Source organism: Streptomyces sp. BV286 (assembly GCF_019090165.1).
Classification (GTDB): Bacteria; Actinomycetota; Actinomycetes; order Streptomycetales; family Streptomycetaceae; genus Streptomyces.
The window spans coordinates 37,395-63,455 of sequence record NZ_JAHRIB010000134.1 but is presented as its reverse complement, the minus strand read 5'-3'; the positions used below and the strand labels follow the sequence as shown (position 1 = coordinate 63,455).

Annotated in this window: 22 protein-coding genes; 11 read left to right on the top strand and 11 right to left on the bottom strand. The window is 71.0% G+C overall.

Annotated features, from left to right (window positions below; all coding sequences use genetic code 11):
• Positions 1 to 627: 627 nt before the first annotated feature.
• The 3 genes from KUF83_RS19160 to KUF83_RS19150 all read right to left on the bottom strand — a co-directional run bounded on the left by KUF83_RS19160 (position 628) and on the right by KUF83_RS19150 (position 4,571).
• Positions 628 to 1,320: a DUF402 domain-containing protein gene (locus KUF83_RS19160; protein WP_217455952.1), complete on the bottom strand. Its 693-nt coding sequence runs from the start codon at positions 1,318 to 1,320 to the stop codon at positions 628 to 630.
• Between the two features lie 72 nt (positions 1,321 to 1,392).
• Positions 1,393 to 2,778 carry an aspartate ammonia-lyase gene (locus KUF83_RS19155; protein WP_217455951.1) on the bottom strand — a complete coding sequence of 462 codons (1,386 nt, stop codon included), beginning with the start codon at positions 2,776 to 2,778 and terminating at the stop codon, positions 1,393 to 1,395.
• A 104-nt stretch (positions 2,779 to 2,882) separates the two neighbouring features.
• Positions 2,883 to 4,571 (bottom strand): fumarate hydratase, encoded by a 1,689-nt coding sequence (locus KUF83_RS19150; RefSeq protein ID WP_217455950.1) that lies wholly within the window; start codon positions 4,569 to 4,571, stop codon positions 2,883 to 2,885.
• Positions 4,572 to 4,736: 165 nt separating this feature from the next.
• Here KUF83_RS19150 and KUF83_RS19145 point away from each other — a divergent pair, with 165 nt between their 5' ends.
• Both KUF83_RS19145 and KUF83_RS19140 read left to right on the top strand, forming a co-directional pair.
• Complete coding sequence (locus tag KUF83_RS19145) at positions 4,737 to 5,432, top strand: DUF1707 domain-containing protein (protein WP_217455949.1); 696 nt, start codon at positions 4,737 to 4,739, stop codon at positions 5,430 to 5,432.
• Between the two features lie 161 nt (positions 5,433 to 5,593).
• Complete coding sequence (locus tag KUF83_RS19140; RefSeq protein WP_217455948.1) at positions 5,594 to 5,971, top strand: WhiB family transcriptional regulator; 378 nt, start codon at positions 5,594 to 5,596, stop codon at positions 5,969 to 5,971.
• Between the two features lie 99 nt (positions 5,972 to 6,070).
• On the opposite strand, the gene glpX is transcribed toward KUF83_RS19140, so the two are convergent.
• On the bottom strand, positions 6,071 to 7,102 hold the full coding sequence (glpX, locus tag KUF83_RS19135; RefSeq protein WP_217455947.1) for a class II fructose-bisphosphatase: 1,032 nt from the start codon (positions 7,100 to 7,102) through the stop codon (positions 6,071 to 6,073).
• Between the two features lie 178 nt (positions 7,103 to 7,280).
• On the opposite strand from glpX, the gene KUF83_RS19130 reads away from it, so the two are divergent.
• Entirely contained in the window at positions 7,281 to 7,799 is a 519-nt protein-coding gene (locus KUF83_RS19130) for a DUF4245 domain-containing protein (RefSeq protein WP_217455946.1), read from the top strand.
• 135 nt (positions 7,800 to 7,934) lie between these two features.
• Here the strand turns inward: KUF83_RS19130 and KUF83_RS19125 are convergent, their stop codons facing one another.
• The 4 genes from KUF83_RS19125 to KUF83_RS19110 all read right to left on the bottom strand — a co-directional run bounded on the left by KUF83_RS19125 (position 7,935) and on the right by KUF83_RS19110 (position 11,950).
• On the bottom strand, positions 7,935 to 8,525 hold the full coding sequence (locus KUF83_RS19125; RefSeq protein WP_217455945.1) for a malonic semialdehyde reductase: 591 nt from the start codon (positions 8,523 to 8,525) through the stop codon (positions 7,935 to 7,937).
• A gap of 508 nt (positions 8,526 to 9,033) precedes the next feature.
• The gene (locus tag KUF83_RS19120; RefSeq protein ID WP_217455944.1) at positions 9,034 to 9,282 is read right to left on the bottom strand and encodes an exodeoxyribonuclease VII small subunit; all 249 of its coding nucleotides are present in this window, start codon (positions 9,280 to 9,282) and stop codon (positions 9,034 to 9,036) included.
• A 9-nt stretch (positions 9,283 to 9,291) separates the two neighbouring features.
• Positions 9,292 to 10,512, bottom strand: coding sequence for an exodeoxyribonuclease VII large subunit (gene xseA / locus KUF83_RS19115; RefSeq protein ID WP_217455943.1), 1,221 nt, complete (start codon positions 10,510 to 10,512; stop codon positions 9,292 to 9,294).
• Between the two features lie 67 nt (positions 10,513 to 10,579).
• Positions 10,580 to 11,950 carry an APC family permease gene (locus KUF83_RS19110; RefSeq protein WP_217455942.1) on the bottom strand — a complete coding sequence of 457 codons (1,371 nt, stop codon included), beginning with the start codon at positions 11,948 to 11,950 and terminating at the stop codon, positions 10,580 to 10,582.
• Positions 11,951 to 12,053: 103 nt separating this feature from the next.
• Between KUF83_RS19110 and KUF83_RS19105 the strand changes: the two genes are divergently transcribed.
• The gene (locus KUF83_RS19105) at positions 12,054 to 13,070 is read left to right on the top strand and encodes a 4-hydroxy-3-methylbut-2-enyl diphosphate reductase (protein WP_217455941.1); all 1,017 of its coding nucleotides are present in this window, start codon (positions 12,054 to 12,056) and stop codon (positions 13,068 to 13,070) included.
• Positions 13,071 to 13,099: 29 nt separating this feature from the next.
• Complete coding sequence (ppgK, locus tag KUF83_RS19100) at positions 13,100 to 13,846, top strand: polyphosphate--glucose phosphotransferase (protein WP_217455940.1); 747 nt, start codon at positions 13,100 to 13,102, stop codon at positions 13,844 to 13,846.
• Between the two features lie 203 nt (positions 13,847 to 14,049).
• Here ppgK and KUF83_RS19095 read toward each other — a convergent pair whose 3' ends face one another.
• Complete coding sequence (locus tag KUF83_RS19095) at positions 14,050 to 14,451, bottom strand: DUF6542 domain-containing protein (RefSeq protein WP_308403055.1); 402 nt, start codon at positions 14,449 to 14,451, stop codon at positions 14,050 to 14,052.
• 375 nt (positions 14,452 to 14,826) lie between these two features.
• On the opposite strand from KUF83_RS19095, the gene ychF reads away from it, so the two are divergent.
• Entirely contained in the window at positions 14,827 to 15,915 is a 1,089-nt protein-coding gene (gene ychF, locus KUF83_RS19090) for a redox-regulated ATPase YchF (RefSeq protein WP_217455938.1), read from the top strand.
• A 119-nt stretch (positions 15,916 to 16,034) separates the two neighbouring features.
• Here the strand turns inward: ychF and KUF83_RS19085 are convergent, their stop codons facing one another.
• Positions 16,035 to 17,306, bottom strand: a complete 1,272-nt coding sequence (locus KUF83_RS19085; RefSeq protein WP_217455937.1) for a serine hydrolase — start codon at positions 17,304 to 17,306, stop codon at positions 16,035 to 16,037.
• 206 nt (positions 17,307 to 17,512) lie between these two features.
• On the opposite strand from KUF83_RS19085, the gene KUF83_RS19080 reads away from it, so the two are divergent.
• Entirely contained in the window at positions 17,513 to 19,738 is a 2,226-nt protein-coding gene (locus tag KUF83_RS19080; RefSeq protein ID WP_217455936.1) for a DEAD/DEAH box helicase, read from the top strand.
• Between the two features lie 439 nt (positions 19,739 to 20,177).
• On the opposite strand, the gene KUF83_RS19075 is transcribed toward KUF83_RS19080, so the two are convergent.
• Positions 20,178 to 21,287 carry a threonine synthase gene (locus tag KUF83_RS19075; protein ID WP_217455935.1) on the bottom strand — a complete coding sequence of 370 codons (1,110 nt, stop codon included), beginning with the start codon at positions 21,285 to 21,287 and terminating at the stop codon, positions 20,178 to 20,180.
• Between the two features lie 288 nt (positions 21,288 to 21,575).
• On the opposite strand from KUF83_RS19075, the gene KUF83_RS19070 reads away from it, so the two are divergent.
• The 4 genes from KUF83_RS19070 (at position 21,576) to KUF83_RS19055 (ending at position 26,052) form a co-directional block, all read left to right on the top strand.
• Complete coding sequence (locus KUF83_RS19070) at positions 21,576 to 23,135, top strand: S8 family peptidase (protein WP_217455934.1); 1,560 nt, start codon at positions 21,576 to 21,578, stop codon at positions 23,133 to 23,135.
• Between the two features lie 198 nt (positions 23,136 to 23,333).
• On the top strand, positions 23,334 to 24,626 hold the full coding sequence (locus KUF83_RS19065; RefSeq protein ID WP_308403054.1) for a DUF4190 domain-containing protein: 1,293 nt from the start codon (positions 23,334 to 23,336) through the stop codon (positions 24,624 to 24,626).
• Positions 24,627 to 24,773: 147 nt separating this feature from the next.
• Positions 24,774 to 25,526 (top strand): GntR family transcriptional regulator, encoded by a 753-nt coding sequence (locus tag KUF83_RS19060; protein ID WP_217455932.1) that lies wholly within the window; start codon positions 24,774 to 24,776, stop codon positions 25,524 to 25,526.
• A 343-nt stretch (positions 25,527 to 25,869) separates the two neighbouring features.
• Positions 25,870 to 26,052 (top strand): SPOR domain-containing protein, encoded by a 183-nt coding sequence (locus KUF83_RS19055; protein ID WP_217455931.1) that lies wholly within the window; start codon positions 25,870 to 25,872, stop codon positions 26,050 to 26,052.
• Positions 26,053 to 26,061: the final 9 nt, after the last annotated feature.

Sequence of the window (26,061 nt, the reverse complement as noted above, 5' to 3'; positions counted from 1 at the left end):
GGCGGCGCACGCGCCGGCGGGCTCGGACGGCCCGGCCGGGCCCTGCGCCTCGTCGGGTCCGCTCATGCCGCCGCTCCCCGAAGGGGCGGGAGCCTGGGCCGGTCGTCCCTGTGCGGGTAAACCCGGTGAGCCCTGGACCGGCGGCTCCGGGGTACGCAGAAGCGCCCCGTGGTGGGGGTCCGCCGGGGCCGTGGGCCGGGCAGCGCTTGGCTGTCGGCGCTCATGGGAGGTGGGGTGCTCCGTCACGCGTGTCGAATCCATCCGTCCGGTGCTGCGCGCCGTGCGTGCAGTTCGTCCCGCAGAAAACCCGATACCCGGAATGTGTGCCCCAGGAACGGATTCCCCGCGTGATCAGACAGCCTCTCAGAAGAAGGGCCGTCCGGCACCGGCGGGAACAGCCTGTCCCGCCGCTGTAGGGCCGTGCCGCTGTGGCCCTCGTACCCCTCGCTCACGTCCTGCCGCCCCTCGGTGACGTTCGGTCAAGCACAGTGCGGTCTGCGGGAGTTGTTGTACCGCGCCCGCCCGCCACCCGACCACCACTCCTCAACGACGGTGCTGCGCACCGACCCTGACTGTTCGTTGCGGAGGACGATCCTACGGTTCTACCACGGGGGCGCATCAAGGGTCTCATGTGGACACGTGCGCGGGCGTACGATCCCAGTCGTCCGGCAACGACGGTACGGACCAGGCCGGATCCGGGCGCCAGTGCTGCCAGCTGTCCGAGAACGGCGGCCCCCAGTCGTGGATCACCTCCAGCACGGCCCGTCCGGCCTCCTGCACCCGCGCGGCCAGTCGCGCGTCCATCAGGCCGTCCCGCTGGGCCTGCGCGAACTCGTCCTCGTCGTGCCAGCCCCAAGTCCGGTCCGGGTGGACCGAGATGTCGAGGAAGTGGTCCTCGGAGTCGACGCCGCCGGCCCATCTGGCCAGCGGTTCCTCCAAGTTGACGTACCAGTTCTTGAACTGCCAGCCGGGCTCCCAGAACAGCCACACCGACCACGGCTCGCCCGGCCTCGCGAGCTTCAGGACGCCCGTGCCGAACCAGCGGCCGCGTCGCACGGTCCGCGGTCTGGTGTAGCGGGTCTCCAGCGGCTCCACGTGCACCGGCGTGCCGTCGGCGAGGACGGGCTTCACGCACTCCGTCCCCGGCGCCAGCCACACCGCGAGCAGCTCCTCGTCGTCCCGTACGACGGTCACGGGACGCACGATGTGGAAGCGCTCGCCGGCGTTCTCCCGGTAGCGCCACAGGATCCGACTCCCGGGCTTCCAGTACGCCGCCGGCCCGCCCGCTTCCACCTGTGTCACCGCTCCACCCTCTGCCATGAACAGATATTAGGTGCCCGTGGCATACGACGCTGCGGTACGCGTCATGGTTCGCGTGATGGCCGGATGACGTTACGGCCGTGTCATCCGCAGGACATCCAGGGCCTCGTCCAGCTGCTCCCGGGTGAGGTCGCCGCGCTCGACGTATCCGGACTCCAGGACGACCTCGCGGATGGTCCTCCGCTCGGCCAGGGCCTTCTTGGCGACCTTCGCCGCCTCCTCGTACCCGATGTACTTGTTCAGCGGTGTCACGACCGACGGCGACGACTCGGCGTACTCCCGGGCCCGTTCGCGGTCGGCCGTGATCCCGTCCACGGTCCGGTCGGCGAGCAGCCGGGAGACGTTCGCGAGGAGCCGGACCGACTCCAGGACGTTCTTCCCGATGACCGGAAGCATCACGTTGAGCTCGAAGTTGCCGGAGGCTCCGGCGACGCCGATCGTGGCGTCGTTCCCGGTCACCTGCGCGGCCACCATCAGGACGGCCTCGGGGATGACCGGATTCACCTTGCCGGGCATGATCGACGAGCCCGGCTGGAGGTCGGGCAGGCTGATCTCGGCCAGTCCCGTGCGCGGCCCCGAGGCCATCCACCGCAGGTCGTTGGCGATCTTCGTGAGTCCCACGGCGATGGTCCGCAGCTGCCCGCTGGTCTCGACGATCCCGTCCCGTGCGCCCTGCGCCTCGAAGTGGTCGCGCGCCTCGGTGAGCGGCAGCCCCGTGGTCCGGGCGACCTCGGCGATCACGGCGGCGGAGAAGCCGGGCGGGGTGTTGATCCCGGTCCCGACGGCCGTGCCGCCCAGCGGCAGCTCCGCGAGCCGGGGGAGGGAGGCCCGGAGCCGCTCGACCCCGTACCGCACCTGGGCCGCGTACCCGCCGAACTCCTGGCCGAGCGTCACGGGGGTGGCGTCCATGAGGTGGGTCCGCCCCGACTTCACCACGTCGGCGAACTCGTCGGACTTGCGCGCGAGTGACGCGGCGAGGTGCTCCAGCGCGGGGATGAGGTCGCGGGTGACGGCGGCGGTCGCGGCGATGTGGATGGAGGACGGGAAGACGTCGTTGCTGGACTGCGAGGCGTTCACGTGGTCGTTCGGATGGACGTCCCTGCCGAGCCGCTCCGTCGCCAGCGTGGCGACGACCTCGTTGGTGTTCATGTTGGACGACGTACCGGAACCTGTCTGGAAGACGTCCACGGGGAAGTGCGCGTCCCACTTCCCGTCCGCGACTTCGCCCGCCGCCTCCTGGATGGCCTCCGCGACGTCCTTGTCCAGCACGCCGAGGCCCGCGTTCACCTTTGCGGCGGCCGCCTTGATGCGGGCGAGGGCCTCGATGTGCGCGCGCTCCAGGTGCTGGCCGGAGATCGGGAAGTTCTCGACGGCGCGCTGGGTCTGGGCCCGCCACTTCGCGTCCGCGGGGACGCGGATCTCGCCCATGGAGTCGTGTTCGATGCGGTAGTCGCTCATACCCCGTATATCGCCCCCGCCGCCCCCGCCCATTCCCGTCACCTCCCGGCGGGCGAACGCCGGACGGGCGGGGCGGGGCAGGCGGCGGGGGCGGGGCGAAGAACCTAGAGCCCGGGACCCCGTACGGGAATCGACGTGAACGTGGGCGCCGGGGCCGGGTCCTTGAAGAAGTCGTTGCCCTTGTCGTCGACCACGACGAACGCCGGGAAGTCCTCGACCTCGATCTTCCAGACGGCCTCCATGCCGAGCTCCTCGTACTCGACGACCTCGACCTTCTTGATGCAGTCCTGGGCGAGTCGGGCGGCGGGCCCGCCGATCGAGCCCAGGTAGAACCCGCCGTGCGTGCCGCACGCGTCGGTGACCTGCTGCGAGCGGTTGCCCTTCGCCAGCATCACCCTGGACCCGCCCGCCGCCTGGAACTGCTCCACGTAGGAGTCCATGCGCCCGGCCGTCGTCGGCCCGAACGAGCCCGACGCGTATCCCTCGGGGGTCTTCGCCGGGCCGGCGTAGTACACCGGGTGGTCCTTCAAGTACTGCGGCATCTCCTCGCCCGCGTCGAGCCGCTCCTTGATCTTGGCGTGGGCGATGTCGCGCGCCACGACGAGCGGACCGGACAGGGAGAGCCGTGTCTTCACGGGGTACTTGGTCAGCTCGGCGAGGATGTCGTCCATCGGCTGGTTCAGGTCGATCTCGACCACGTCCGACGCCTCGTCGAGGTGCTCGTCGGTGGTCTCCGGCAGGAAGTGCGCCGGGTCGGTCTCCAGCTGCTCCAGGAAGACGCCCTCCGCGGTGATCTTCGCGACGGCCTGGCGGTCGGCGGAGCAGGAGACGGCGATGGCGACGGGGCAGGACGCGCCGTGCCGGGGCAGGCGCACGACACGCACGTCGTGGCAGAAGTACTTGCCGCCGAACTGGGCGCCGATGCCGATCCGCTGCGTCAGCTCGAAGACCTTCTCCTCCAGGTCCTTGTCCCGGAACCCGTGGCCGAGCGCGGACCCCTCGGACGGAATCTCGTCCAGGTAGTGCGCGGAGGCGTACTTGGCGGTCTTCAGGGCGTACTCCGCGCTCGTACCGCCGACGACGATCGCGAGGTGGTACGGCGGGCAGGCGGCCGTGCCCAGCGAGCGGATCTTCTCCTCCAGGAACTTCATCATGGAGGCCTCGTTCAGGACGGCCTTCGTCTCCTGGTAGAGGAACGACTTGTTGGCCGAGCCGCCGCCCTTGGCCATGAAGAGGAACTTGTAGGCGCCGCCGTCGGTCGCGTACAGCTCGATCTGGGCCGGGAGGTTGGAGCCGGTGTTCTTCTCGTCCCACATGGTCAGCGGGGCCATCTGCGAGTACCGCAGGTTCAGGTTCCGGTACGCGTCGTGGATGCCGTGGGACAGGGCCTCCTCGTCGCCTCCCGCCGTGAGCACGTTCTGCCCGCGCTTGCCCATCACGATCGCCGTGCCGGTGTCCTGGCACATGGGCAGGACGCCGGCGGCCGCGATGTTCGCGTTCTTCAGGAGGTCCAGTGCGACGAACTTGTCGTTGCCCGACGCCTCGGGGTCGTCGATGATGCGCCGCAGCTGCGCGAGGTGCGCGGGCCTCAGGTAGTGCTGGATGTCGTGGATCGCCTCGGCGGCGAGCTTCCGCAGCGCCTCGGGCTCCACCTTGAGGAACGTGCGCCCGTCTGCCTCGAAGGTGGAGACACCCTCGGAGGTCACCAGCCGGTAGGGGGTGGTGTCCTCTCCCTGGGGGAGCAGATCGGTGTACGCGAACGCAGGGCTGGGCGGGGGGGAGTTTTGCGGCATCTCGCCAAATCCTTCATCGACAGACAGCGGCCGGCATCCGTTGGCGGCGCCCACCAGCGTAGGACCTGGCTCGCGGGAGGCGCTTGTGAGGTAAGGCTCAGTTCGGCCCGTCCCGCTCGTCCACACCCCTAGTCGCGATCTATCGCGTTTGGGTACGCTGCTGTCGTGGACCTTCAGAAGCACAGCGAACCAGGCCTTCGGAAGCACACCGACCTCCGGGCCTCCGACGCGGACCGCGACCGGACCGCGGACATTCTGCGCGAGGCCCTCGCCGAGGGCCGCCTCACCGCGGAGGAGCACGCGGAGCGGGTCGAGGAGGTCTTCCGTGCGAAGACCGTCGGCGAGCTGGAACCGATGGTGGCGGACCTGCCGGCGGCCCACCGGCCCCGCCCGGCCGCCTCCTTCGCGCCCGCCCCCAACCGCCCCGCCCCGGGATCGGTCCCCTCGGTCGCCGACGAGAACGTGGTGGCGGTGTTCAGCGCCGCCGTGCGCAAGGGCCGCTGGCGCGTAGGCCGCCGCACGCACGCGTACGCCATCTTCGGCAGCGTGGAGATAGACCTCAGCGAGGCGCTCTTCGAGCACCAGCAGGTCGTGATCAAGGCGATCTCGGTGTTCGGCAGCGTCGAGATCCGCGTCCCGGAGAACGTGTCGTTGCGCGGCAGCGGCGGCGGCGTCCTCGGCACCTTCGAGGTGAACACGCTGGATTCGGGCGAGGAGGGCGCCCCCGTCGTGTACGTGGACGGCCTGGCCGTTCTCGGCAGCATCGAGGCAAGGCCCAGGCGGGGCAAGCTGATCGAGGACATCCTCGACCGGGTCGGCGACCGGGTGCACGCCAAGTTGCGCAAACACCTGGGGCATTGACGGTCGCGAATCCCGTCGGGCGGAGGGCACCGGTCCGCCGGTGGGGGTCCGGCGCCGACCGCGATCCTCCGCGCTCGGGAACTGAGTGCATAGGCGCGCGCACAGCGGGTAGGCCTTGCTGCATCGTCTCTCGCTCGCGAAGCCGTCGTCAGGAGTAGACCGTGCTGCATCCGCCGCATCAGTCCCTGCAGGTCGCCGCCGTTCCGCCCCAGCCGGTGCCGGTGCGCGACAGGGACCAGGACGCCCCATGGCACACGGAGGCCGTGTGCCGCCGGGACGAGGCCGGGCTGTTCTTCGCGCCCTCGAAAGAACCCACCGCGGCCAGGCTGTCCCGGGAGGAAGCGGCGAAGCGGGTCTGCGCGCGCTGTCCCGTGATGGTCGAGTGCAGGGAGCACGCGCTGCTGCAGCCCGAGCCGTACGGCGTCTGGGGCGGCCTCACCGCCGCCGAGCGCCGCGTGGTCCTCGCCCGGCGCCGCCGCCGCGACGTCGAACTGCAGAAGGCGGCCCGCTCGTCGGGGACGATAGCCGCGGCCGGCTGACCGTACGGCGATGGGGCGCCCCCTCCGCACAGGGGGCGCCCCATCGCCGTACGCGAGCCCGTGTGAACAGCCCGGCCGACGGCGCTGCTTCCGGTGGAGCTACTTCGCGCGGTCGAAGTCGATCGCGCTGTAGGCCCGCAGCTTCGCCAGCCGGTGCTCCGAGGTGATCTGCCGGACCGTTCCCGACTTCGAGCGCATCACGATCGAGTCGGTCGTCGCGGTCTCGGGGCGATAGCGCACTCCCCGCAGCAGCTCGCCGTCCGTGATGCCGGTCGCCACGAAGAAGACGTTCTCGCCGGAGACCAGGTCGTCGGTGAGCAGGACGCGGTCGAGGTCGTGCCCCGCGTCCACGGCGCGCTGCCGCTCCTCGTCGTCCTTGGGCCACAGCTTGCCCTGGATGGTGCCGCCCAGGCACTTCACGGCGCAGGCCGAGATGATGCCCTCGGGCGTGCCACCGATGCCGAGCAGCAGATCGATGCCCGTGCCCTCGCGCAGCGCCAGGATCGAGCCCGCGACGTCGCCGTCGGAGATGAGCTTGATGCGCGCGCCGGTCTCCCGGATCTCGTTGATGATGCCCTCGTGGCGCGGCCGGTCGAGGATGACGACCGTGACGTCCTCGGGCGTGACGCGCTTGGCCTTGGCGACCCTGCGGATGTTCACGGACACCGGGGCGTTGATGTCGACGAAGTCCGCGGCCTCGGGGCCGGTGACCAGCTTGTCCATGTAGAAGACCGCGGACGGGTCGAACATGGTGCCGCGGTCGGCGGCGGCCAGCACCGCGATCGCGTTCGTCATGCCCTTGGCGGTGAGGGTGGTTCCGTCGATCGGGTCCACGGCGATGTCGCACTCGGGGCCCGTTCCGTCCCCGACCTGCTCTCCGTTGAAGAGCATCGGGGCCTCGTCCTTCTCGCCCTCCCCGATGACGACGACGCCGTTCATCGAGACGGTGGAGACGAGGGTCCGCATGGCTCGTACCGCCGCGCCGTCGGCGCCGTTCTTGTCGCCGCGGCCGACCCAGCGGCCCGCGGCCATCGCGGCGGCCTCGGTGACCCGGACGAGCTCCAGGGCGAGGTTGCGGTCGGGGGCCTCGGACGGGACCTCGAGTTCGGACGGCAAGTGATGCTCGGTCATCGGAGCGCACCTTTCTGATACGAGACAAAAACTGCGCCCGTAGGGCGGCCTTGGAAGGGCGGTGGTGGGAGACGGGCGGGCGGCCGGTGAGGGTTCGGGCCGACTCTATCCCCAGTCCGACAAAATGAGCAGGGGGCCCCACGGATGAGCAGACCAGTACACCTGCGACGATGGGGACGTGGCAGGAATGAAAGGCAAGCAGTCGGTCCGGGACATGGTGTTGTCCCTGGGCCTGATCGGCATCGTCGCGGGCTTCATCTACGTCTTCATCCCCAATGACGACTCGGAGCCCCCTCTCGAACGGGTCGACTACCGCGTGGAGCTCCTCACGGCGCGCCGCGCGGCCGCCTATCCGGTGGCGGCGCCCGAGGGCCTGTCCCGGGAGTGGAAGGCGACCTCGGTGAGGTTCCGGGGAGACGACTTCGACGCGTGGCACCTCGGATTCCACGACCCCGACGGGGAGTACGTGGCGATCGAGCAGTCCACTCAGAAGCCCGTCACGTTCATCGAGGACGCCAGTCAGGGTGCCGAGGAGACGAACGTCGAACAGCGCATCGGCGAGCGGACCTGGAAGCGGTACAAGGGCGCGCGGTACGACGCGCTCGTGCTCCGCGAGAAGAACTCCACGACCGTGGTCACGGGCACGGCGTCGTTCGCTCGGCTGGCGAAGATGGCGGAGGCCCTGAAGACGTCGTGAGCGCGAAGGCACGGCAGCCGCGTCCCGCCCGACCCGGCACATGACGGAACATGCGAGAAGCCCCCGGCGCGGCCGGGGGCTTCTCGCATGTCCGGGGCGCGGCCGGGGGCTGCCCGGCCGGCACGGATCAGATCATCAGACCGTCGTGATGACCTGGTCGGCCTCCAGGCGCGGGGAGCGCGCGAACCAGGCGTCCTCGGCGGGCCTGCCGATGTTGACCACCATCAGCGGGGTGTGGTCGTCGTCGAGGAACTCCTTCTGGACGCCCGCGAAGTCGAAGCCCGTCATCGGGCCGGCGGACAGGCCGGCGGCGCGGACGCCGACGATGAAGTACGCGGCCTGCAGCGCGGCGTTGAGGGCGGCGGCGTTCTCACGCACCGGGCGCTCGCTGAAGAAGAGGTCCTTGGCCTGCGGGAAGTGCGGGAGGAGATACGGCAGCTCGTCGTGGAACTCGTTGTCCGCGGAGAGGATCGCGACGAGGGGGGCGGTGGCCGTCTTCGGCTGGTTGCCCTCGGCCATGTGCTGCACCAGGCGCTCGCGGGCCTCGGCGGAGCGGACCAGGGTGATGCGCAGCGGCGACTGGTTGAAGGCGGTCGGGCCGTACTTGACCAGGTCGTAGATCGCCTGCACCTGCTCGTCGGTCACCGGCTCGTCGGTGAAGGCGTTGGCGGTGCGGGCCTCGCGGAAGAGCAGGTCCTGGGCGGCGGGGTCAAGAACGAGGGACATGAAGAACAACCTTCTCGGGACGTGCGTCGGATCCCGTGGGATCAGCTGGCCCGTCCGACGATACGGCGATGAGGTTTAAGCTTCAACCAAAAGTGGAGCAGGGTGATCCGATTCACAGGGCACGGGGTCGCGGGGCAGGAGGGCCGCGGGGCACGGGGGCATAGAGCACGGGCGAGAGTCATGAAGCGCAAGTCGTGAGGCACGAGCCGTGGGCGCAGGCCGCGCGGTGCGCAGCTCGTGGGCCGGAACTCGCAGGACCCGGCCCGGCGTCGGCGGCTGTGGGCACGCCGCTGCGGAACCAGGGGTTCTCATCGCCGACCGCAGCCGAGCTGGAAGGGGTCCGCATTACTCGCGGAGGCGGTCCGGACAGGGTCCGGAGAGGGGTCCCGGACATTCGGGCCCGGCCCGCCTGCTCGGAGCCGCCCCCCGGTTATTCGGAGCCGGCCCGACCACCTCGGACCCGGCCCCGGGCCGGACCGACCGGAGTCCGGCCGGGGGTGGCGTGGACCTACTGGCCGTCGGTGGTGTCCGTCGCCGAGCCCGCCGTCGCCGTCTCCTCCTCGGCCAGGGCCGCGTCGAGGCGCGCGCGGGCCCCTTCCAGCCACCGCCGGCACACCTTCGCCAGCTCCTCGCCCCGCTCCCACAGGGCGAGCGACTCCTCGAGTGTCGTACCGCCCGTCTCCAGGCGTCGGACGACCTCGATGAGCTCGTCCCGCGCCTGCTCGTACCCGAGCGCCTCGTCCGTCTTGCTGGTCATGCGTCCACCCTAGGTTCTGTCTCGGACATCGGCTCGTACCGTGAACTCGCCCTCGGCGACGCGCGCCCGCAGGGGCTCGTCCGCCGTCACCTCGTCGGGGGACCGGACGGCGTGGCCGTCGGACTTCTGCAGGACCGCATAACCCCGTTCGAGGGTCGCGGCGGGGGAGAGGGCCACCACGCGCGCGTGCGTGTGCGTCAGCTCCGAGTCCGCGCGGTCGAGGAGATGCCCGAGCGTGCGGCGGCCGCGGTCCAGCAGCGAGGACACGTGGTCCGCCCGCTCGTCGACCATCCGGTGCGGATCCTCTATCGAGGGACGCGCCAGCGCGTGCGCGAGGCCCCTCTCCTCCCGGTCGAGGAACGACCGGACGCTGCGCCGGGCGCGGTCCCGCAGGAGCCGGACACGCTCGTACTCCTCGCCGACGTCCGGTACGACCTTCTTCGCCGCGTCGGTCGGAGTGGAGGCACGCAGGTCGGCCACGTGGTCCAGCAGCGGGTTGTCGGGCTCGTGGCCGATGGCCGACACCACGGGAGTACGGCAGGACGCGACCGCGCGTACGAGCTGCTCGTCCGAGAACGGAAGGAGGTCCTCCACGCTGCCGCCGCCGCGCGTCACGATGATCACGTCGACGTCGTCGAGGGCGTCCAGCTCCTTCACCGCCTGGACGACCTGGGGGACCGCGTGGACGCCCTGCACGGCGACGTTGCGCACCTCGAAGCGGACGGCGGGCCAGCGGTGCCGCGCGTTCTCCAGCACGTCCCGCTCGGCGGCGGAGGCCCGGCCGCAGACCAGCCCGACGAGCTGGGGCAGGAAGGGCAGCGGCTTCTTCCGGTCGGCCGCGAACAGCCCTTCCGCGGCAAGGGACTTCTTGAGCCGCTCCAGCCGGGCGAGCAGTTCACCGACGCCCACCGGCTTGATCTCGACGGCCCGCAGCGACAACTGCCCACGCGGCGCGTACCACTCGGGCTTCGCGTGGACGACGACGCGGGCGCCCTCGCTCACCACGTCGGCGACCGCGTCGAACACCTGCCGGTAGCAGGTCACGCTCACGGAGATGTCGTGCGACGGGTCGCGCAGCGTCAGGAAGACGACGCCCGCGCCCGGGCGGCGCGACAACTGGGTGATCTGCCCCTCGACCCACACCGCGCCCAGGCGGTCGATCCATCCCCCGATGAGCCGCGACACCTCACCGACGGGCAGCGGAGTGTCCGCGGACGTGTTGAGAGCCATGCCGCGAGCGTAGCGGCCGCCTCGGACAGCGCCGCCCATACGTGCGCGGCGGGGCGCGACCCCCGGCTCAGCCGGCCGCCGGCGCCCGCCCCCGCTGAACCAGCAGCACCACGAGCCCCACCGCGAACCACACCGCCCCCACCACCTGCGCCGCCCCGGACGCCTCGAAGATCACCAGGACGGTGATCCCCGCGCCGACGACGGGCACCAGCACATGCCGCCACCACACGACAGGCCCGCCCCGCCGCCGCACGGCGAACCAGCCGACCACGCTCGCGTGCAGCAGGGTGAAGGCGGTCAGCGCCCCGACGTCCACCACCGACACCAGGTGGTCCATCCCGTCGTCGCGCCGCGCCGCCCACACCGCGGCGACCAGGGTGATGACGGCCGCACAGGACAGGGCGACGCGCGGCACCCCGGAGTCCGTCCTCGACAGGGCGCGCGGCAGCCGCCGGTCCCGGGACATCGCGAACAGCAGCCGCCCCGCCGCGGCCTGCCCGGCCAGCGCCGCGAACGCCGCCCCGATCGCCTTGCTCACGGCCACCAGGTCGTGCAGCCACGTGCCGACCGAGGCGTCCACGGCGTCGTAGAAGGCCGATCCCTGCCGGACGGGATCGGCCGCGAGCTGCGCGGACGACACCGGCTCCAGGAGGGCGACCAGGTACGTCTGTGCGATGAACAGCACACCGGCGAGGGCGAGACAGAACAGCACCGCCCTCGCGACCTTCTCCGAACTGCCGGTGACCTCCTCCGCGAAGGAGGCGATCGCGTCGAAGCCCAGGTACGACAGCACGGCGATCGACACGGCTCCGAGGACCGCGGACAGCGCGAACGCCCCCTGGGAGCCGTCTCCGGAGAAGGGCGACAGCCAGCCCCGCTGTGCCCCGTCGCGCGCGAGGACCACGACCGCCGACACGACGAAGACGAGAAGGACCACGATCTCCATCGCGAGCACCAGGAAACCGACACGGGCCGCGGCCCGCACCCCCCACAGGTTCAGCAGCGTCGTGACGACGACCGCGAGCGCCGTCCACACCCACCGCGAGACCTCGGGGACCAGGGCGTTCATCGCGATCCCGGAGAAGAGGTACGCCACCGCCGGGATGAGCAGGTAGTCCAGCATCGCCATCCACCCGGCGACGAACCCCGCCTCCTTGCCGAGCCCCGCGCGCGCGTAGGCGAACACCGAACCCGCCTGGGGGACCACCCGCACCATCTGCGCGTAGCTGAATGCGGTGAACGCCATCGCGACCGTGGCGACGACGTAGACCAGCGCGACCGCCCCGTGCGACTTCGCGTCGAGGGCCCCGAAGACCCCGACCGGGGCCATGGGGGCGATGAACAGCAGGCCGTAGACGACCAGGTCGCGGAAGCCGAGACTGCGCCGCAGCCCCCTGCCCTCGTCGGCCGCGCGGGCCGGGGTCTGAGTGCCGGACATCCATTGCCTCCCGATGGTCGTGCCGTACCCCCCTCCCAGCTCCCCGGCCTCAGACCAGTCTCCCCAAGGAGGTGATCTTTGACCCGTCGGGCGCGGCCTTACGATGGGAGGCATGACTGCTTCTACCGGCCGCCGTGTCCTGCTCGCCGCCCCCCGGGGCTACTGCGCGGGAGTCGACCGTGCCGTGATCGCCGTCGAGAAGGCCCTGGAGCAGTACGGGGCCCCGATCTACGTCCGCCACGAGATCGTCCACAACAAGTACGTCGTGCAGACCCTGGAGAAGAAGGGCGCGATCTTCGTCGAGCAGACGGCGGAGGTCCCCGAGGGGTCCATCGTCATGTTCTCCGCGCACGGCGTCGCCCCCGTCGTCCACGACGAGGCCGCGGCCGGCCGGCTCGCCACCATCGACGCGACGTGCCCGCTCGTCACCAAGGTCCACAAGGAAGCCGTCCGGTTCGCGGACGAGGACTTCGACATCCTCCTCATCGGCCACGAGGGCCACGAGGAGGTCATCGGCACGTCCGGTGAGGCGCCGGACCACATCACGCTGGTCGACGGCCCCGGGGACGTGGCCAAGGTCGAGGTCCGCGACCCGTCCCGGGTCGTCTGGCTCTCCCAGACCACGCTGTCGGTCGACGAGACCATGGAGACGGTGGGCGCCCTCAAGGAGAAGTTCCCCCAGCTCATCTCCCCTCCGAGCGACGACATCTGCTACGCCACGCAGAACCGTCAGCTCGCGGTGAAGCAGATGGGCGAGCAGGCGGAACTCGTGATCGTGGTCGGCTCGCGCAACTCCTCGAACTCCGTGCGGCTCGTCGAGGTCGCCAAGCTCGCGGGAGCCCGCGAGGCGTACCTCGTGGACTTCGCCGACGAGATCGACGAGAGCTGGCTGGACGGCGTCTCGACGGTGGGTGTCACCTCCGGGGCCTCGGTGCCGGAGATCCTCGTCGAGCAGGTCCTGGAGTACCTCTCCACCCGCGGCTACGAGGACGTCGAACTCGTCAAGGCTGCCGAGGAGTCCATCACGTTCTCCCTGCCCAAGGAACTCCGCCGCGACCTGCGCGCGGAGGCGGCGGCTCTCGTGGCGGAGCGCACCGGTACCACCCCCTCGGCCGAGTGACTGTCCGTCGTACGACGTAACGTAGAGCCATGCAGATCTTCGGCGTGGACATCGGCGGATCAGGGATCAAGGGCGCTCCCGTGGACCTGGACCGGGGCGACCTGGCGGAGGAGCGCCACAAGGTGCTCACCCCGCACCCGGCGACGCCCGACGCGGTGGCGGACGGCGTCAAGGAGGTCGTCGACCACTTCGGCTGGACGGGCCCGGTCGGCATCACCTTCCCGGGAGTGGTCACCGACGGCGCCACGATCCGCACGGCCGCGAACGTGGACAAGAAATGGATCGACACCGACGCGCGCGCCCTGCTCGGCGACCGGCTGGGCGGCCTGCCGGTGACCGTCCTGAACGACGCGGACGCGGCGGGCGTGGCCGAGATGCAGTTCGGCGCCGGCCGGGACCGCCGCGGCACGGTCTTCCTCCTCACCTTCGGTACGGGGATCGGCAGCGCCCTCTTCGTGGACGGCGTCCTCGTCCCGAACACGGAGCTCGGCCATCTGGAGCTGAACGGCCACGACGCGGAGAAGCACGCCTCCACCAAGGCCAAGGAGGACCACGACCTCTCCTGGGAGCACTGGGCGCACCGCGTCCAGAAGTACCTCGCCCACGTGGAGATGCTCTTCTCGCCCGAGCTGTTCATCATCGGCGGCGGCGTCAGCCGCAAGGCCCAGAAGTTCCTGCCGCTGATCGAGGGCATCAGGGCGGAGATCGTGCCGGCCCAGTTGCAGAACAACGCGGGAATCGTGGGCGCGGCGATGCGGGCGGCGAAGGCCGGCTAGGCGACAGGCGGCCAGGCGACAGGCGGCCAGGCGACAGGCGGGCGCCCGGCTCGGGTGCCCGCCGTCTCGTGTGACGGGCCGTTCCGGACGGCGCGGCACCCGCGCCGGCGCGGCCCGGGCGGAGCCGGTCGGCCGTGCGAGACCGGCAGGCGGGCCGGGACGGCCCGAACCTCAGGCGGCCCGAATCTCAGGTGATCCGAATCTCAGGCGGCCCGGCGCCGCTGTGCGGCTCGGCGGCTCATCATCCGCACCTTGCGCACGGTCACGATGAGCCCCGCCACCAGCGTGCCCCCGTACAGCCATCCCGCGTGTGTCGCGAGCGCGGTGACCAGTCCCATCAGCCGGCCGCCGATGCCGCCGCCGCTGTCGGCGATCGGCAGCAGACCGACGGCGAAGGCGATGGGCACGGCGACGACCGCGGTGACGAGGTCGGCCCGCCGCACCCACACCGCGGTCAGCGCGCAGACCGGCAGGAAGAGGACGCCGTAGACGACGAGCGACGCCCCGAACAGCAGCTGGACGAGACAGGCCAGCGCGAACATCGAGGCGGCGCAGAACAGCCCGCTGCCCAGTCCGGTGAGCCGGGGGTTGGGAAACCGGCGCACCGCCTGCACGAGCGGTGAGACGGGCGCCGCGGTCCGCGGGACCCCGGCCCCGGCCTGCCGGGCCGTACGGGCACCGCCCCGCCCGGCCTGCGGGGGAAGGGGCGTGCCGCGCCGTGACGGCTGTGACTGGGGGGGACGCGTCCTGTGTTGCTCCACTGGTCCAACTTAGGTCGGGTTATGTGCGGAATGGGCCTCGAGACACGCCCTTTGGCCGACCTTGGGCAAGCGTTCGATACGTCGCCGGGGTGAGGTGCCGCACGCCGTAGACTGGTGGATCGGCCCGCGCATCACGAAGTGAGGGCCCCGGGCCCGTCCGAACCCCGGTTCTGTCGCCCCGGTCCTCGTCCTCCAACCTCACGTACGGGAAGTCGCAACGTGTCGCTCACGATCGGAATCGTCGGTCTGCCGAATGTCGGCAAGTCGACCATGTTCAACGCCCTGACCAAGAACGACGTGCTGGCGGCCAACTACCCGTTCGCCACGATCGAGCCGAACGTCGGCGTGGTCGGTGTCCCGGACGCGCGCCTCGCGAAGCTGGCCGAGATCTTCGGCTCGCAGAAGATCCTTCCGGCGACCGTCGACTTCGTCGACATCGCGGGCATCGTGAAGGGCGCCTCGGAAGGCGAGGGCCTGGGCAACAAGTTCCTCGCGAACATCCGTGAGTCCGACGCGATCTGCCAGGTCATCCGCGCCTTCCAGGACGAGAACGTCGTGCACGTCGACGGCAAGGTCTCACCGAAGGACGACATCGAGACGATCAACACCGAGCTGATCCTCGCGGACCTCCAGACCATCGAGAAGGTCCTGCCGCGCCTCCAGCGGGAGTCGCGCATCAAGAAGGACATCGGACCGAAGGTCGCCGCCGTCGAGGCCGCCAAGGAGATCCTGGAGAAGGGCGACACCCTCTTCTCGCAGGGCATCGTGCAGGGCTCCGGCAACGAGGAACTCCTCCACGACCTGCACCTCCTCACCACCAAGCCCTTCCTCTACGTCTTCAACGTCGACGAGGACGAACTGGTCGACGAGGCCTTCAAGGCCGAGCAGAGCGCCCTGGTGGCGCCCGCCGAGGCGATCTTCCTCAACGCCAAGCTGGAGGCGGACCTCGCCGAGCTCGACGAGGAGGAAGCGATGGAGCTCCTGGAGTCGGTGGGCGTCGAGGAGCCCGGCATGGCGACCCTGGCCCGCGTCGGCTTCGACACCCTCGGCCTGCAGACCTACCTCACGGCCGGTCCCAAGGAATCGCGCGCCTGGACGATCCAGAAGGGCGCCACCGCCCCCGAGGCCGCCGGAGTCATCCACACCGACTTCCAGAAGGGCTTCATCAAGGCGGAGGTCATCTCCTTCGAGGACCTCGTCGAGATGGGCTCGGTCGCCGAGGCCCGCTCGAAGGGCAAGGCCCGCATGGAGGGCAAGGACTATGTGATGCAGGACGGGGACGTGGTGGAGTTCCGCTTCAACGTGTAGCCGCCGCACGCCGCACGGTTGCGTCACCCGTGCAGGCGGTACCCGCGCAGACGGAAGGGGCCGGGCTCCGAAGAGTCCGGCCCCTTCCGCGTTCGCTGTGCTCACATGGTGCCGAGGTCTCAGCTGCCCGGGCGTACCAGGTGCGACTGGGGCAGGGGAGCAGGGCGGTCGTAGACGTTCTCCGGGGTCACGACCTCGGTGATCGCGCGGGCGACCAGCGAGGACGGCTCCTGGCCCTCGTAGGTGATGTCGGTGTTGAGGAGGATCACCAGGGTGGCCTTCTTCGAGGGCAGGTAGACCGTCACGCTCTCGTATCCGGGGATGGAGCCGTTGTGCCCGATCCAGCCGTCGGACTCGAAGATGCCGAGGCCGTAGTTCGTGCCGGGGTGGCCGGTCGGCAGCATCCTGAGCCGCTCCCGCTGGGTCTCGGGGCTGAGCAGTGTCCCGGTGGCGACGATCCTGGCCCAGCGGCGCAGGTCGTGCAGGTTCGAGATCATCGCCCCGGCCGCCCAGCCCCAGCTGGGGTTCCAGTCCGTGGCGTCCTCGACCTCGCCGCTCAGCGTCTGGTTGGTGTACCCGCGCGCGTGCGGCTCGGGGAACTCGGCGTCCGTGGGGAACAGCGTGTGGCGCAGGTGGGCCGGGCGCAGCACCCGCTTCTCGATGAAGTCGACGAGACGGTGACCGCTGACCTTCTCGATCACCAGGCCGAGGAGGATGAGGTTGCTGTTGGAGTACTGGAACTTCTTCCCCGGAGCGAAGGTGTTCCGGTGCTTGAAGCCGTACGCGAGCACCTCCCGCGGGGTGAACGAGCGGCTCGGGTCACTCAGCAGGTCGTGCGCGAAGTCCGCGTCGGCGCTGTACGGGAACAGGCCGCTGCGCATCTCGGCGAGATGACGCAGCGTGATGCGGCGGCCGCCCGGCACGCCGCCGATGTACTTCGCGATCGGATCGTCGAGCCGGATCCGGCCGTCGTCGACCAGCTTGAGCAGCGCGGTGACCGTGAAGGTCTTGGTCTCGCTGCCGATCCGCGAGAACAGGTCGGTGGTCATCGGCCTGCCGGTGGCGGTGTCGGCGACCCCGGTGGCGCGGACGTACCGTCCCTTGCCCGGCATCCACAGCCCGACGACGACGCCGGGGATGCCGGCCTCCCGGCGGACTTCCTCGACGGCCTTGTCCAGCCGGGCGGTCAGCTTGGGACCGAGACCGTCCGACGGGTGCCCGTCCTTGTCGGACGTCACGGATGTCACGGACGTCTCGGACGTGCCGAAGGACTCGGACCGGTCGATGCCCGCGGCGTGGACGGCCGTACCGGGCATCGCCGTCATCGGGGCCAGCACGGACGCCACGAGGAGTGCCGCGGTGAACAGCCGTCGGGAGGGGGTACGTCGCATGTGGGGGCGCCTCTTCCAGGTCAGGGGCTCTCGGACGGCAACGTCACCATCCGGACCCCGGGTGGAGGTCTCCGTCCGGTACGCGCTCCCGCGAGTCCACTCGTTCGGAGCCACCCGCAATTCCGGGACGGTCCTCGCCCGGGCTCTGTCAGTGGCCCGTGGAAGGATGTCCGCTCGATCGGGGTGTCCGGCACACGAGGGGTGTCATGGCGGAGGGCGAGGGGGCGGTCAACAGCCCCGTACCGGTGGGGCGCAGGGCGCGTGAGGTCGTCGCGCGGGCCGAGCGGTTGTCCGGGCTCGCGCGGGGCGTCCTCGCCGATCACGCCCGGGCGGTCGACCAGGTGCGTACGGCCCTCGCACCGCTCCTCGCCGAGCTGGTCGCCCAGGAGCTGGAGGGCATTCCCGTCTCCCGGCTGAAGGACGTCACCGAGGGGCGGCTGCGGCTCGGGGCCCTGGAGACGGCCGGATTCGGCAGCGTACGGCCGGTGTTCGAAGCGAGTCGGCACGAGTTGCGGCAGATACCGGGAGTCGGGGCACAGACCGCGGACCAGGCGCTCGCCGCCGCCCGGCAGATCGCCCGGGCGCTCGAGGAGACCGTGTCCGTGCGGATCGACGTCGATCACCCGGAGCCGCGGACCACCGCCCTCGTCATCGCGTTGCGGCGGATCGTCGAGGCGGGGCCCGAACTGCGCCGGGCCGTGGATGCCGCCGGGAAGGCGGAGCGGAGGATCGCGGCGCTCCTTCCGGTGGCACGGCCGGCGGGCGGGCGCCTGCGGATGGCCCTCGCGGGAGGGGCCGGGCGGGAGCGCGCGCTCACGGCGGTGGGCGAGCTGCGCGCGCTCGTCGCGGACGCCGTCTCCAAGGGCGTACCGATGCTGCTCACGCAGGCCTCCACCGACCTGCTCAGGGAGTCCGCCTCCGACGCCGAGGCATGGGTGGACTTCGCGCTGCGGTCCACGGAGTACTACAGCCAGCTCGCCTCGATCGCGGGCAGCGCACCCGACGTCGAGGCCGCCGAGGGCTTCCTGCCGGCGGAGGTCGCGGACCGTGTGCACGCGCAGGGACTCGACGACACCCACTGCCGGGTCTCCCTGCGCGGCTACCAGTCCTTCGGCGCGCGGTTCGCGCTCGCCCAGCGCCGGGTGGTCCTCGGCGACGAGATGGGGCTCGGCAAGACGGTCCAGGCCATCGCGGTCGTCGCGCACCTCGCCGCCGACGGGCACCGCCACTTCCTGGTGGTGTGCCCGGCGAGCGTACTGATCAACTGGACGCGCGAGATCCGCTCCCGCAGCACCCTGCGCGCGGTGCCCGTGCACGGCCCCGGCCGGCTCGACGCGTACGCCGAGTGGCGCGAGCGCGGTGGCGTCGCGGTCACCACCTTCGACGTGCTGCACAGCCTGCCGGACCCCAGGAAGGCCGAGAAGCACCCGCTGGACGCGCCCGCCGCGCTCGTCGTCGACGAGGCGCACTACGTCAAGAATCCCGACGCCCGCCGCTCCCGTGCCGTCGCGCGCTGGACGAACCTCTGCGAGCGCGTCCTGTTCCTCACGGGCACGCCGATGGAGAACCGCGTCGAGGAGTTCCGAACGCTCGTGCGCTACCTCCAGCCCGACCTGGTGCCCAGGATCCAGGGCAGCGACGCGGTGGCGGGGCCGCACACCTTCCGCAGGTCCGTCGCCCCCGCCTACCTGCGGCGCAACCAGCAGGACGTGCTCACCGAACTGCCGGCGCTGGTGCAGGTGGACGAGTGGGAGGAGCTCGGGGCCGCCGACCTGGACGCCTACCGCGAGGCGGTTGCCGCCGGGAACTTCATGGCGATGCGCAGAGCCGCGTACGTGCACGCCGAGAAGTCGGCGAAGCTCCAGCGGCTGCGTGAGCTGGTCGAGGAGGCCGCGGTGAACGGCCTGAAGGTCGTGGTCTTCTCCTACTTCCGTGACGTCCTCGCCACCGTCCGTCAGGCGCTGGGCGACGAGGTGCTGGGGCCGCTGGCGGGAGGCGTTCCGGCCGCCCGCCGACAGCAGCTCGTCGACGAGTTCACGGCCGCGCCCGGCCATGCGGTGCTGCTCTGCCAGATCGAGGCCGGCGGGGTCGGGCTCAACCTCCAGGCCGCGTCCGTGGTGATTCTCTGTGAACCGCAGGTCAAGCCCACGCTGGAGCATCAGGCCGTTGCCCGGGCCCACCGGATGGGGCAGGTCCGCTCGGTCCAGGTGCACCGGCTGCTCGCGGCGGACAGTGTGGACGAGCGGCTGCTGCACATTCTGGAGAGCAAGGCCCGGCTTTTCGACGCGTATGCGCGGCGTAGTGATGTCGCCGAGGCGACGCCGGATGCGGTTGATGTCTCGGACGGCACGATTGCTCGGCGCATCGTGGAGGAGGAGCAGGAGCGGTTGGCTGTCGCCGGTGGGGGTGTGTCGCGGGGCGACCGGGAGTAGTAGGGGAGGGGCGGCGGAGGTCGTTCTTCGGGTGCGGGTGGGTGGGGGCTGGTCGCGCAGTTCCCCGCGCCCCTTAAAAGATTGCGCAGTTCCCCGCGCCCCTGAGACGACTGCGCCGAGCGCCGTGCGCCGGAAACGGCCGGGCCGATCGCCGCGCCTCCGACAAGATTGCGCCGTTCCCCGGGCCCCTGAAGCGACTGCGCCGAGCGCCGTGCGCCGGAAACGGCCGGGCCGATCGCCGCGCCTCCGACAAGACTGCGCAGTTCCCCGCGCCCCCAAGACGACCGTGCAGCTCCACGCTCGCCCTAAGGCGACCGCGCCGTTCCCCGCGCCCCAAGAGACCGCGCAGCTCCCCGCTCGCCCCAGTGACGCGCCCCTGTCAGAGGCTCGCCCTAGTGACGCGCCCCTGTCAGAGGCTCGCCCCAGTGACGCGCCCCTGTCAGGGTGTCGTCGTCAAGCCCGTTTTCAAGCCTGCGCCGCACAGTGGTACCACCGCTGTGCGGGTGCCCAGGGTGCCCTCGCGTACTGCCGCCCAGCAGGCCACGCCCGTCGACTCCACGTACAGGCCGCGGGAGGCCAGGTCGGTCTGGGCGTGGCGGATCTGGTCCTCCGTCACGGTGAGGAAGGTGCCGCCCGACTCGCGTACCGCCCGCAGGATCTGGCGGGCCCGCGGCGGGTGCGGGATCGCGATGCCCTCGGCGAACGTGGGGGCCGCGGGGGTGACCCCGACCAGGTCGTCCGCGCCGTCGGCCCAAGCGTGGGCGAGCGGGGCGACGGCGGCGGACTGGACGGCGTACAGGGCGGGTCTGCGGTCGATCAGGCCCGCCGCGTGCAGTTCGGCGACGGCGAGGGCCGCGCCGAGCAGCAGTGTGCCGTTGCCGACAGGGACGACGATCACCTCGGGGAGCCGTCCGCCGAGGTCCTCCCACAGCTCGTGGACGTACGTCTTGGTGCCGTGCAGGAAGTACGGGTTGAAGACGTGCGAGGCGTAGAACGTGCCCTCCTCGTCCGCCGCCTCCCGGGCTGCCCGGGAGGCGGCCTCGCGGTCGCCCGGGACCACTTCCGGGCGGGCCCCGTGCGCCCCGATCTGCTCCAGCTTCTTGGCGGACGTGCCCTCGGGGACGTACACCGTGCACGGCAGCCGGGCGCGGGCGCAGTACGCGGCCACGGCCGTGCCCGCGTTGCCGCTGCTGTCCGCGACGACCTGCCGGGGCCGCAGCCGCAGGGCCAGCTCGGCGAGCAGGACGGCCCCGCGGTCCTTGAAGGAGAGCGTCGGCATGAGGAAGTCCAGCTTGGCCGAAACACCCTCGGTCAGCGGGACCAGCGGGGTGCGCCCCTCGCCCAGCGACACCGAGGGGCCCGACAGCGGCAGGCACTCCGTGTAGCGCCAGAGTGAGTTCACCCTGCCCGTCAGGGACTTGAGGGACGCCGGCGTGGGTGCGAAGTCCAGGTCGAGCGGGCCGCGGCAGACCGGGCAGCACCACGCGAGCGAGTCCGTGGGGACGCGCGTGCCGTCCACCGGGCAGAAACAATCCGGCAAGGGAGTCATCCCCGCAGGTTAGATGCCCCGATTGGTGACGGACTGTCATGGCTGGCATATGGCAGCTGCGTTACGTGTGTGCAGGCCTCTTGTGCAATTCCTGTGGAAGCCCCAATCTTTCGGCTGAGCGCAGGGTCGGCTTGTCGAACAATTTGGCATGTACCTGCCTTTGACGTGCCCGTGTGCCCCTGTGCCCGTGCGAACCGCACCACCTCGTGAGTGCTCGACCGCACCACCGTGTGTGCCCCATCCGCACCACCCCCCACCAGCGCACCACCGATTGAGGAGGATCCTCAGATGGCAGTGATGCGTCATGCCCGGCGAAGACTTGCCGGTATCGGCTCGGCGGCACTCGTTGCCGGCATCATCTCCGCGCTCCCGGCCCAGGCCGCGGACACCGAAGGCCGGATCCAGTACGCGGGCGCGCCCGACGCGATCGCGAACAGCTACATCGTGACGCTCCACGCGGACGCCGCGAAGGCCGGTTCCGCCGAGGGCAGGGCCCTGGCGAAGGAGTACGGCGCCACCATCGAGCGCACGTACAAGAAGGCGCTGAACGGCTACGCCGTCGAGGCCGACGCGGCCGAGGCGAAGAAGTTCGCCGCCGACCCGGCCGTCGCCTCCGTCGTCCAGAACCGTGTCCTCTCGATCGAGACGACCCAGCCCAACCCGCCCTCCTGGGGCCTGGACCGCATCGACCAGGCGGCCCTCCCGCTCAACCAGAGCTACACCTACGACGACACCGCCGGTGAGGGCGTCACCGCCTACATCATCGACACCGGCGTCCGCATCACCCACACCGACTTCGGCGGCCGGGCCTCCTACGGCTACGACGCCGTCGACAACGACAACACCGCCCAGGACGGTCACGGCCACGGCACGCACGTCGCCGGCACGGTCGGCGGCACCGCGTACGGCGTCGCCAAGAAGGCGAAGATCGTCGGCGTCCGTGTGCTGAACAACTCCGGCCAGGGCACCACAGCGCAGGTCGTCGCGGGCATCGACTGGGTGACGACCAACGCCGTCAAGCCGGCCGTCGCCAACATGAGCCTGGGTGGTGGTGCCGACACCGCGATCGACACCGCCGTACGCAACTCCATCGCCTCCGGCGTCACCTACGCCGTCGCGGCCGGCAACGAGTCGACGAACGCCTCGACGCGCTCACCCGCCCGCGTCACCGAGGCCATCACCGTCGGCGCCACCACCAGCACCGACGCCAGGGCCAGTTACTCCAACTACGGCGCGGTCCTCGACCTCTTCGCCCCCGGCTCCTCCATCACCTCCAGCTGGGGCACGAGCGACAGCGCCACCAACACCATCTCCGGTACGTCGATGGCGACCCCGCACGTCGCCGGAGCCGCCGCGCTCCACCTGGCGGACAACCCCACCGCGAGCCCGTCCGCCGTCCAGAGCGCGCTGGTCAACGCGGCCACCACCGGAGTCGTCACCAGCCCCGGCACCGGCTCCCCGAACCGTCTGCTGAAGGTCGGCGGCGGCACGACCCCGCCGCCGGGCGACCTCTTCGAGAACACCGCGGACTACGCGATCGCCGACAACTCCACCGTGAACTCCCCGGTCACGGTGAGCGGAGTCACGGGCAACGCGCCCGCCGCCCTGAGCGTGCCGGTGAACATCGTCCACACCTACATCGGTGACCTCCAGGTCCAGCTGATCGCCCCCGACGGGACGGCCTACACGCTGAAGGCGTACGGCACGGGCGGTTCGACGGACAACATCAACACCACGTACACGGTGAACGCCTCGTCCGAGGCCGCCAACGGGACGTGGAACCTGCGGGTGAGCGACAACGCCGCACGCGACACCGGGTACGTCAACTCGTGGGGTCTGCAGTTCTGATCCCGCAGGACCGCGCCCCTGAGCGGTGACGGTCGGTCGGGCCGCTCGTCGGCCCGACCGAATCGTCGCGCTCGTCCCCCGCGTTCCGTGTCCGTCCGTCCCGCGCTTACCATGCGGCCTGTCGTACGTCGGCATCCCTCGTCGTACGCCGGTTCTGGCAGCGCTCGGATCACCACACGGACGAGGAGCACGGTACTAGTGGAGATACCCCCGCCCCCCGGGCCACAGCAGCCCCAGGGGCAGCCGCACGGGCAGTACCCGCCGGCGGGTACGGGCCCGGGTCCGGGTCCGTACGGCGCGTATCCCGGACAGCCGGTCCCACCGGGGTATCCGGGGTATCCGGGGTATCCGGGTCAGCCGCAGGGGCCGGACCCGTACGGACACCAGCCCTGGGGGCACGGATACTCCCCGTACGGCGGCCCGGCGCCCGTCAACGGCCTCGCGATCGCGGCGCTCGTGCTCGGCATCCTGTGCTTCCTGCCGCTCGTGGGGCTGGTCCTCGGGCTCTTCGCGCTGGCGCAGATCAAGCGGAAGGGCGAGCGCGGCAAGGGCATGGCCGTCGCCGGGATGGTCCTCTCCGGCATCGGTGCCGCCCTCCTCGCGCTCACGCTCGCCACCGGCGGCGTGGCCGGGTTCTGGGAGGGCTTCAAGGAGGGGGCGCGCGAAGCGAGCGAGGACAGCGCCACCTTCTCCGTGGACAAGGGCGAGTGCTTCGACACGCCGGGCGGCTCCCTGGAGGGCATGGCCTACGACGTGGACACGGTGTCGTGCGAGGACGAGCACGACGGTGAGGTCTTCGCGAACTTCAAGATGGCGGACAGCCGTTACCCCGGTGACGACGCCATCACCGAGGCCGCCGACGACAGGTGCTACACGCTCCAGTACGCGTACGCGATGGACTCGTGGGCGCTCCCGGACGACGTCGACATCTACTACTTCACGCCCACCCGGGACAGCTGGAGTATCGGCGACCGCGAGATCAGCTGCCTGTTCGGCCACGTCGACGGGAAGAGCGGCCTGACCGGATCGCTGCGCCAGGACGCCACCACTCTCGACGCCGACCAGCTTGCCTACCTGAAAGCGGCCCAGGTCCTCAACGAGGCGATGGACTCCGTGCCCGACGAGGAGTACGTCGAGGACGACCTGCCCGGCCACAAGCGGTGGGCGGCCCGCGTCTCGGGCGCCATCACCGAGCAGGTCGGCCTGCTCCGCGGGCACGAGTGGCCCGCCGACGCGCGAAAGCCGGTCACCGCGCTGGTCGGGCACCTGGAGTCGGCGAAGGAGGAGTGGGCCGAGGCGGCGAAGGCGGCCGACGCCGACGCCTTCCACGAGCACTACGACAAGGCACTGGACCTCACCGACCCGCAGAGGACGGTGACGGCACGCAAGGCCCTGGGCCTCGCGTCGACGCCTCCGCCTTCCTACGAGGAGGGCGACGGCGGGGACGCCGGTACGGGGGACGGCTCGGGAGGCAGCGGCGCCGAGGTGTGAAGACGGCGGCAGTGGGGAGAAAGTGCCTGCGTAACGCCCTCGGCAGCGATCCGTCATCACATCGAGTGATTCTCTGGCCTTCACTTGCCTGGCACAACCCACGGTTGCCACCCTGTTGCTGTCTGTACAACTCGACGGGAGTGGCCAGTGACATTCGGTGAGCAGCCGGCGTATCTGCGCGTCGCAGGCGATCTTCGGAAGAAGATCGTCGACGGATCGCTGCCACCGCACACCCGGCTCCCGTCACAGGCCAGAATCCGCGAGGAGTACGGGGTCTCGGACACGGTCGCCCTGGAGGCCCGCAAGGTACTGATGGCCGAGGGGCTGGTCGAGGGCCGCTCCGGCTCCGGGACGTATGTGCGCGAGCGCCCGGTGCCCCGCCGTATCGCCCGCTCCGGGTACCGGCCCGACAGTGGCGCGACCCCGTTCCGCCAGGAGCAGGCCGACCCTGCCGCGCGCGGCACCTGGGAGTCGCACAGCGCGCAGGCGGAGGCGAGCGGCGGCGTGGCCGAGCGTCTCGGTATCCAGGCCGGTGAGCGCGTGATGTGCACGAAGTACGTCTTCCGGGACGCGGGCGAGGTGATGATGCTCTCCACCTCCTGGGAGCCCCTCGCCGTCACGGGCCGCTCCCCGGTGATGCTTCCGGAGGAGGGGCCGCTCGGCGGCATGGGAGTGGTCGAGCGCATGGCCGCCATCGACGTGATCGTGGACAACGTCACGGAGGAGGTGGGCGCCCGCCCCGGCCTGGCCGAGGAGCTGTCGGCGCTGGGGGGCGTGCCGGGGCATGTCGTGGTCGTCATCCAGCGGACGTACTACGCGTCGGGCAGGCCGGTGGAGACGGCGGACGTGGTCGTGCCGGCGGACCGGTACCGCATCGCCTACCACCTGCCGGTGAAGTAGGGCGTACGGCCGGCGGCCGGCGGGCTGCGGGGGCGCGGGGCCGCGGCAGTGACGGGGTGGCGGCCGGAGAGGCGGCGTGCGGGCCGGTGGAATCCGGTCGTTCTCGCGGAGGGCCGGTGCCCGGTCCCCGTCCTGCTGGCGGGACCCGGAGCCGGTGCGAGGGGGCGTATCCATGAGGATGCGCCCCCTCCGGCCTGGCCGGTTGCTTACCTCGTGCGTACCTCTTTGTGAAATTCCGTATTCGCTGCGTGAAGGTTAGGCGTAGGCTCGGGCATATGCGGATTGCGGTTTCCTTATGGGACGGGGCTGGGCGCGAGCCGGGGGCGGGGAGCGGAGGGGCGCGATGAACGACAGCACGATCACACTTCCCTGGCTCGTCATACGACAGGACGACAACGGCAATCGCTACCGCGTCGGCAGGTACGCGACCAGGGCCGAGGCCCAGAAGATCGCGGACAGCCTCGACGACCGCGGGCACAAGCAGCTGTACTGGGTCGAGCGGATCGCGCAGAACGGCGCCAGGTGACAGGCGCGA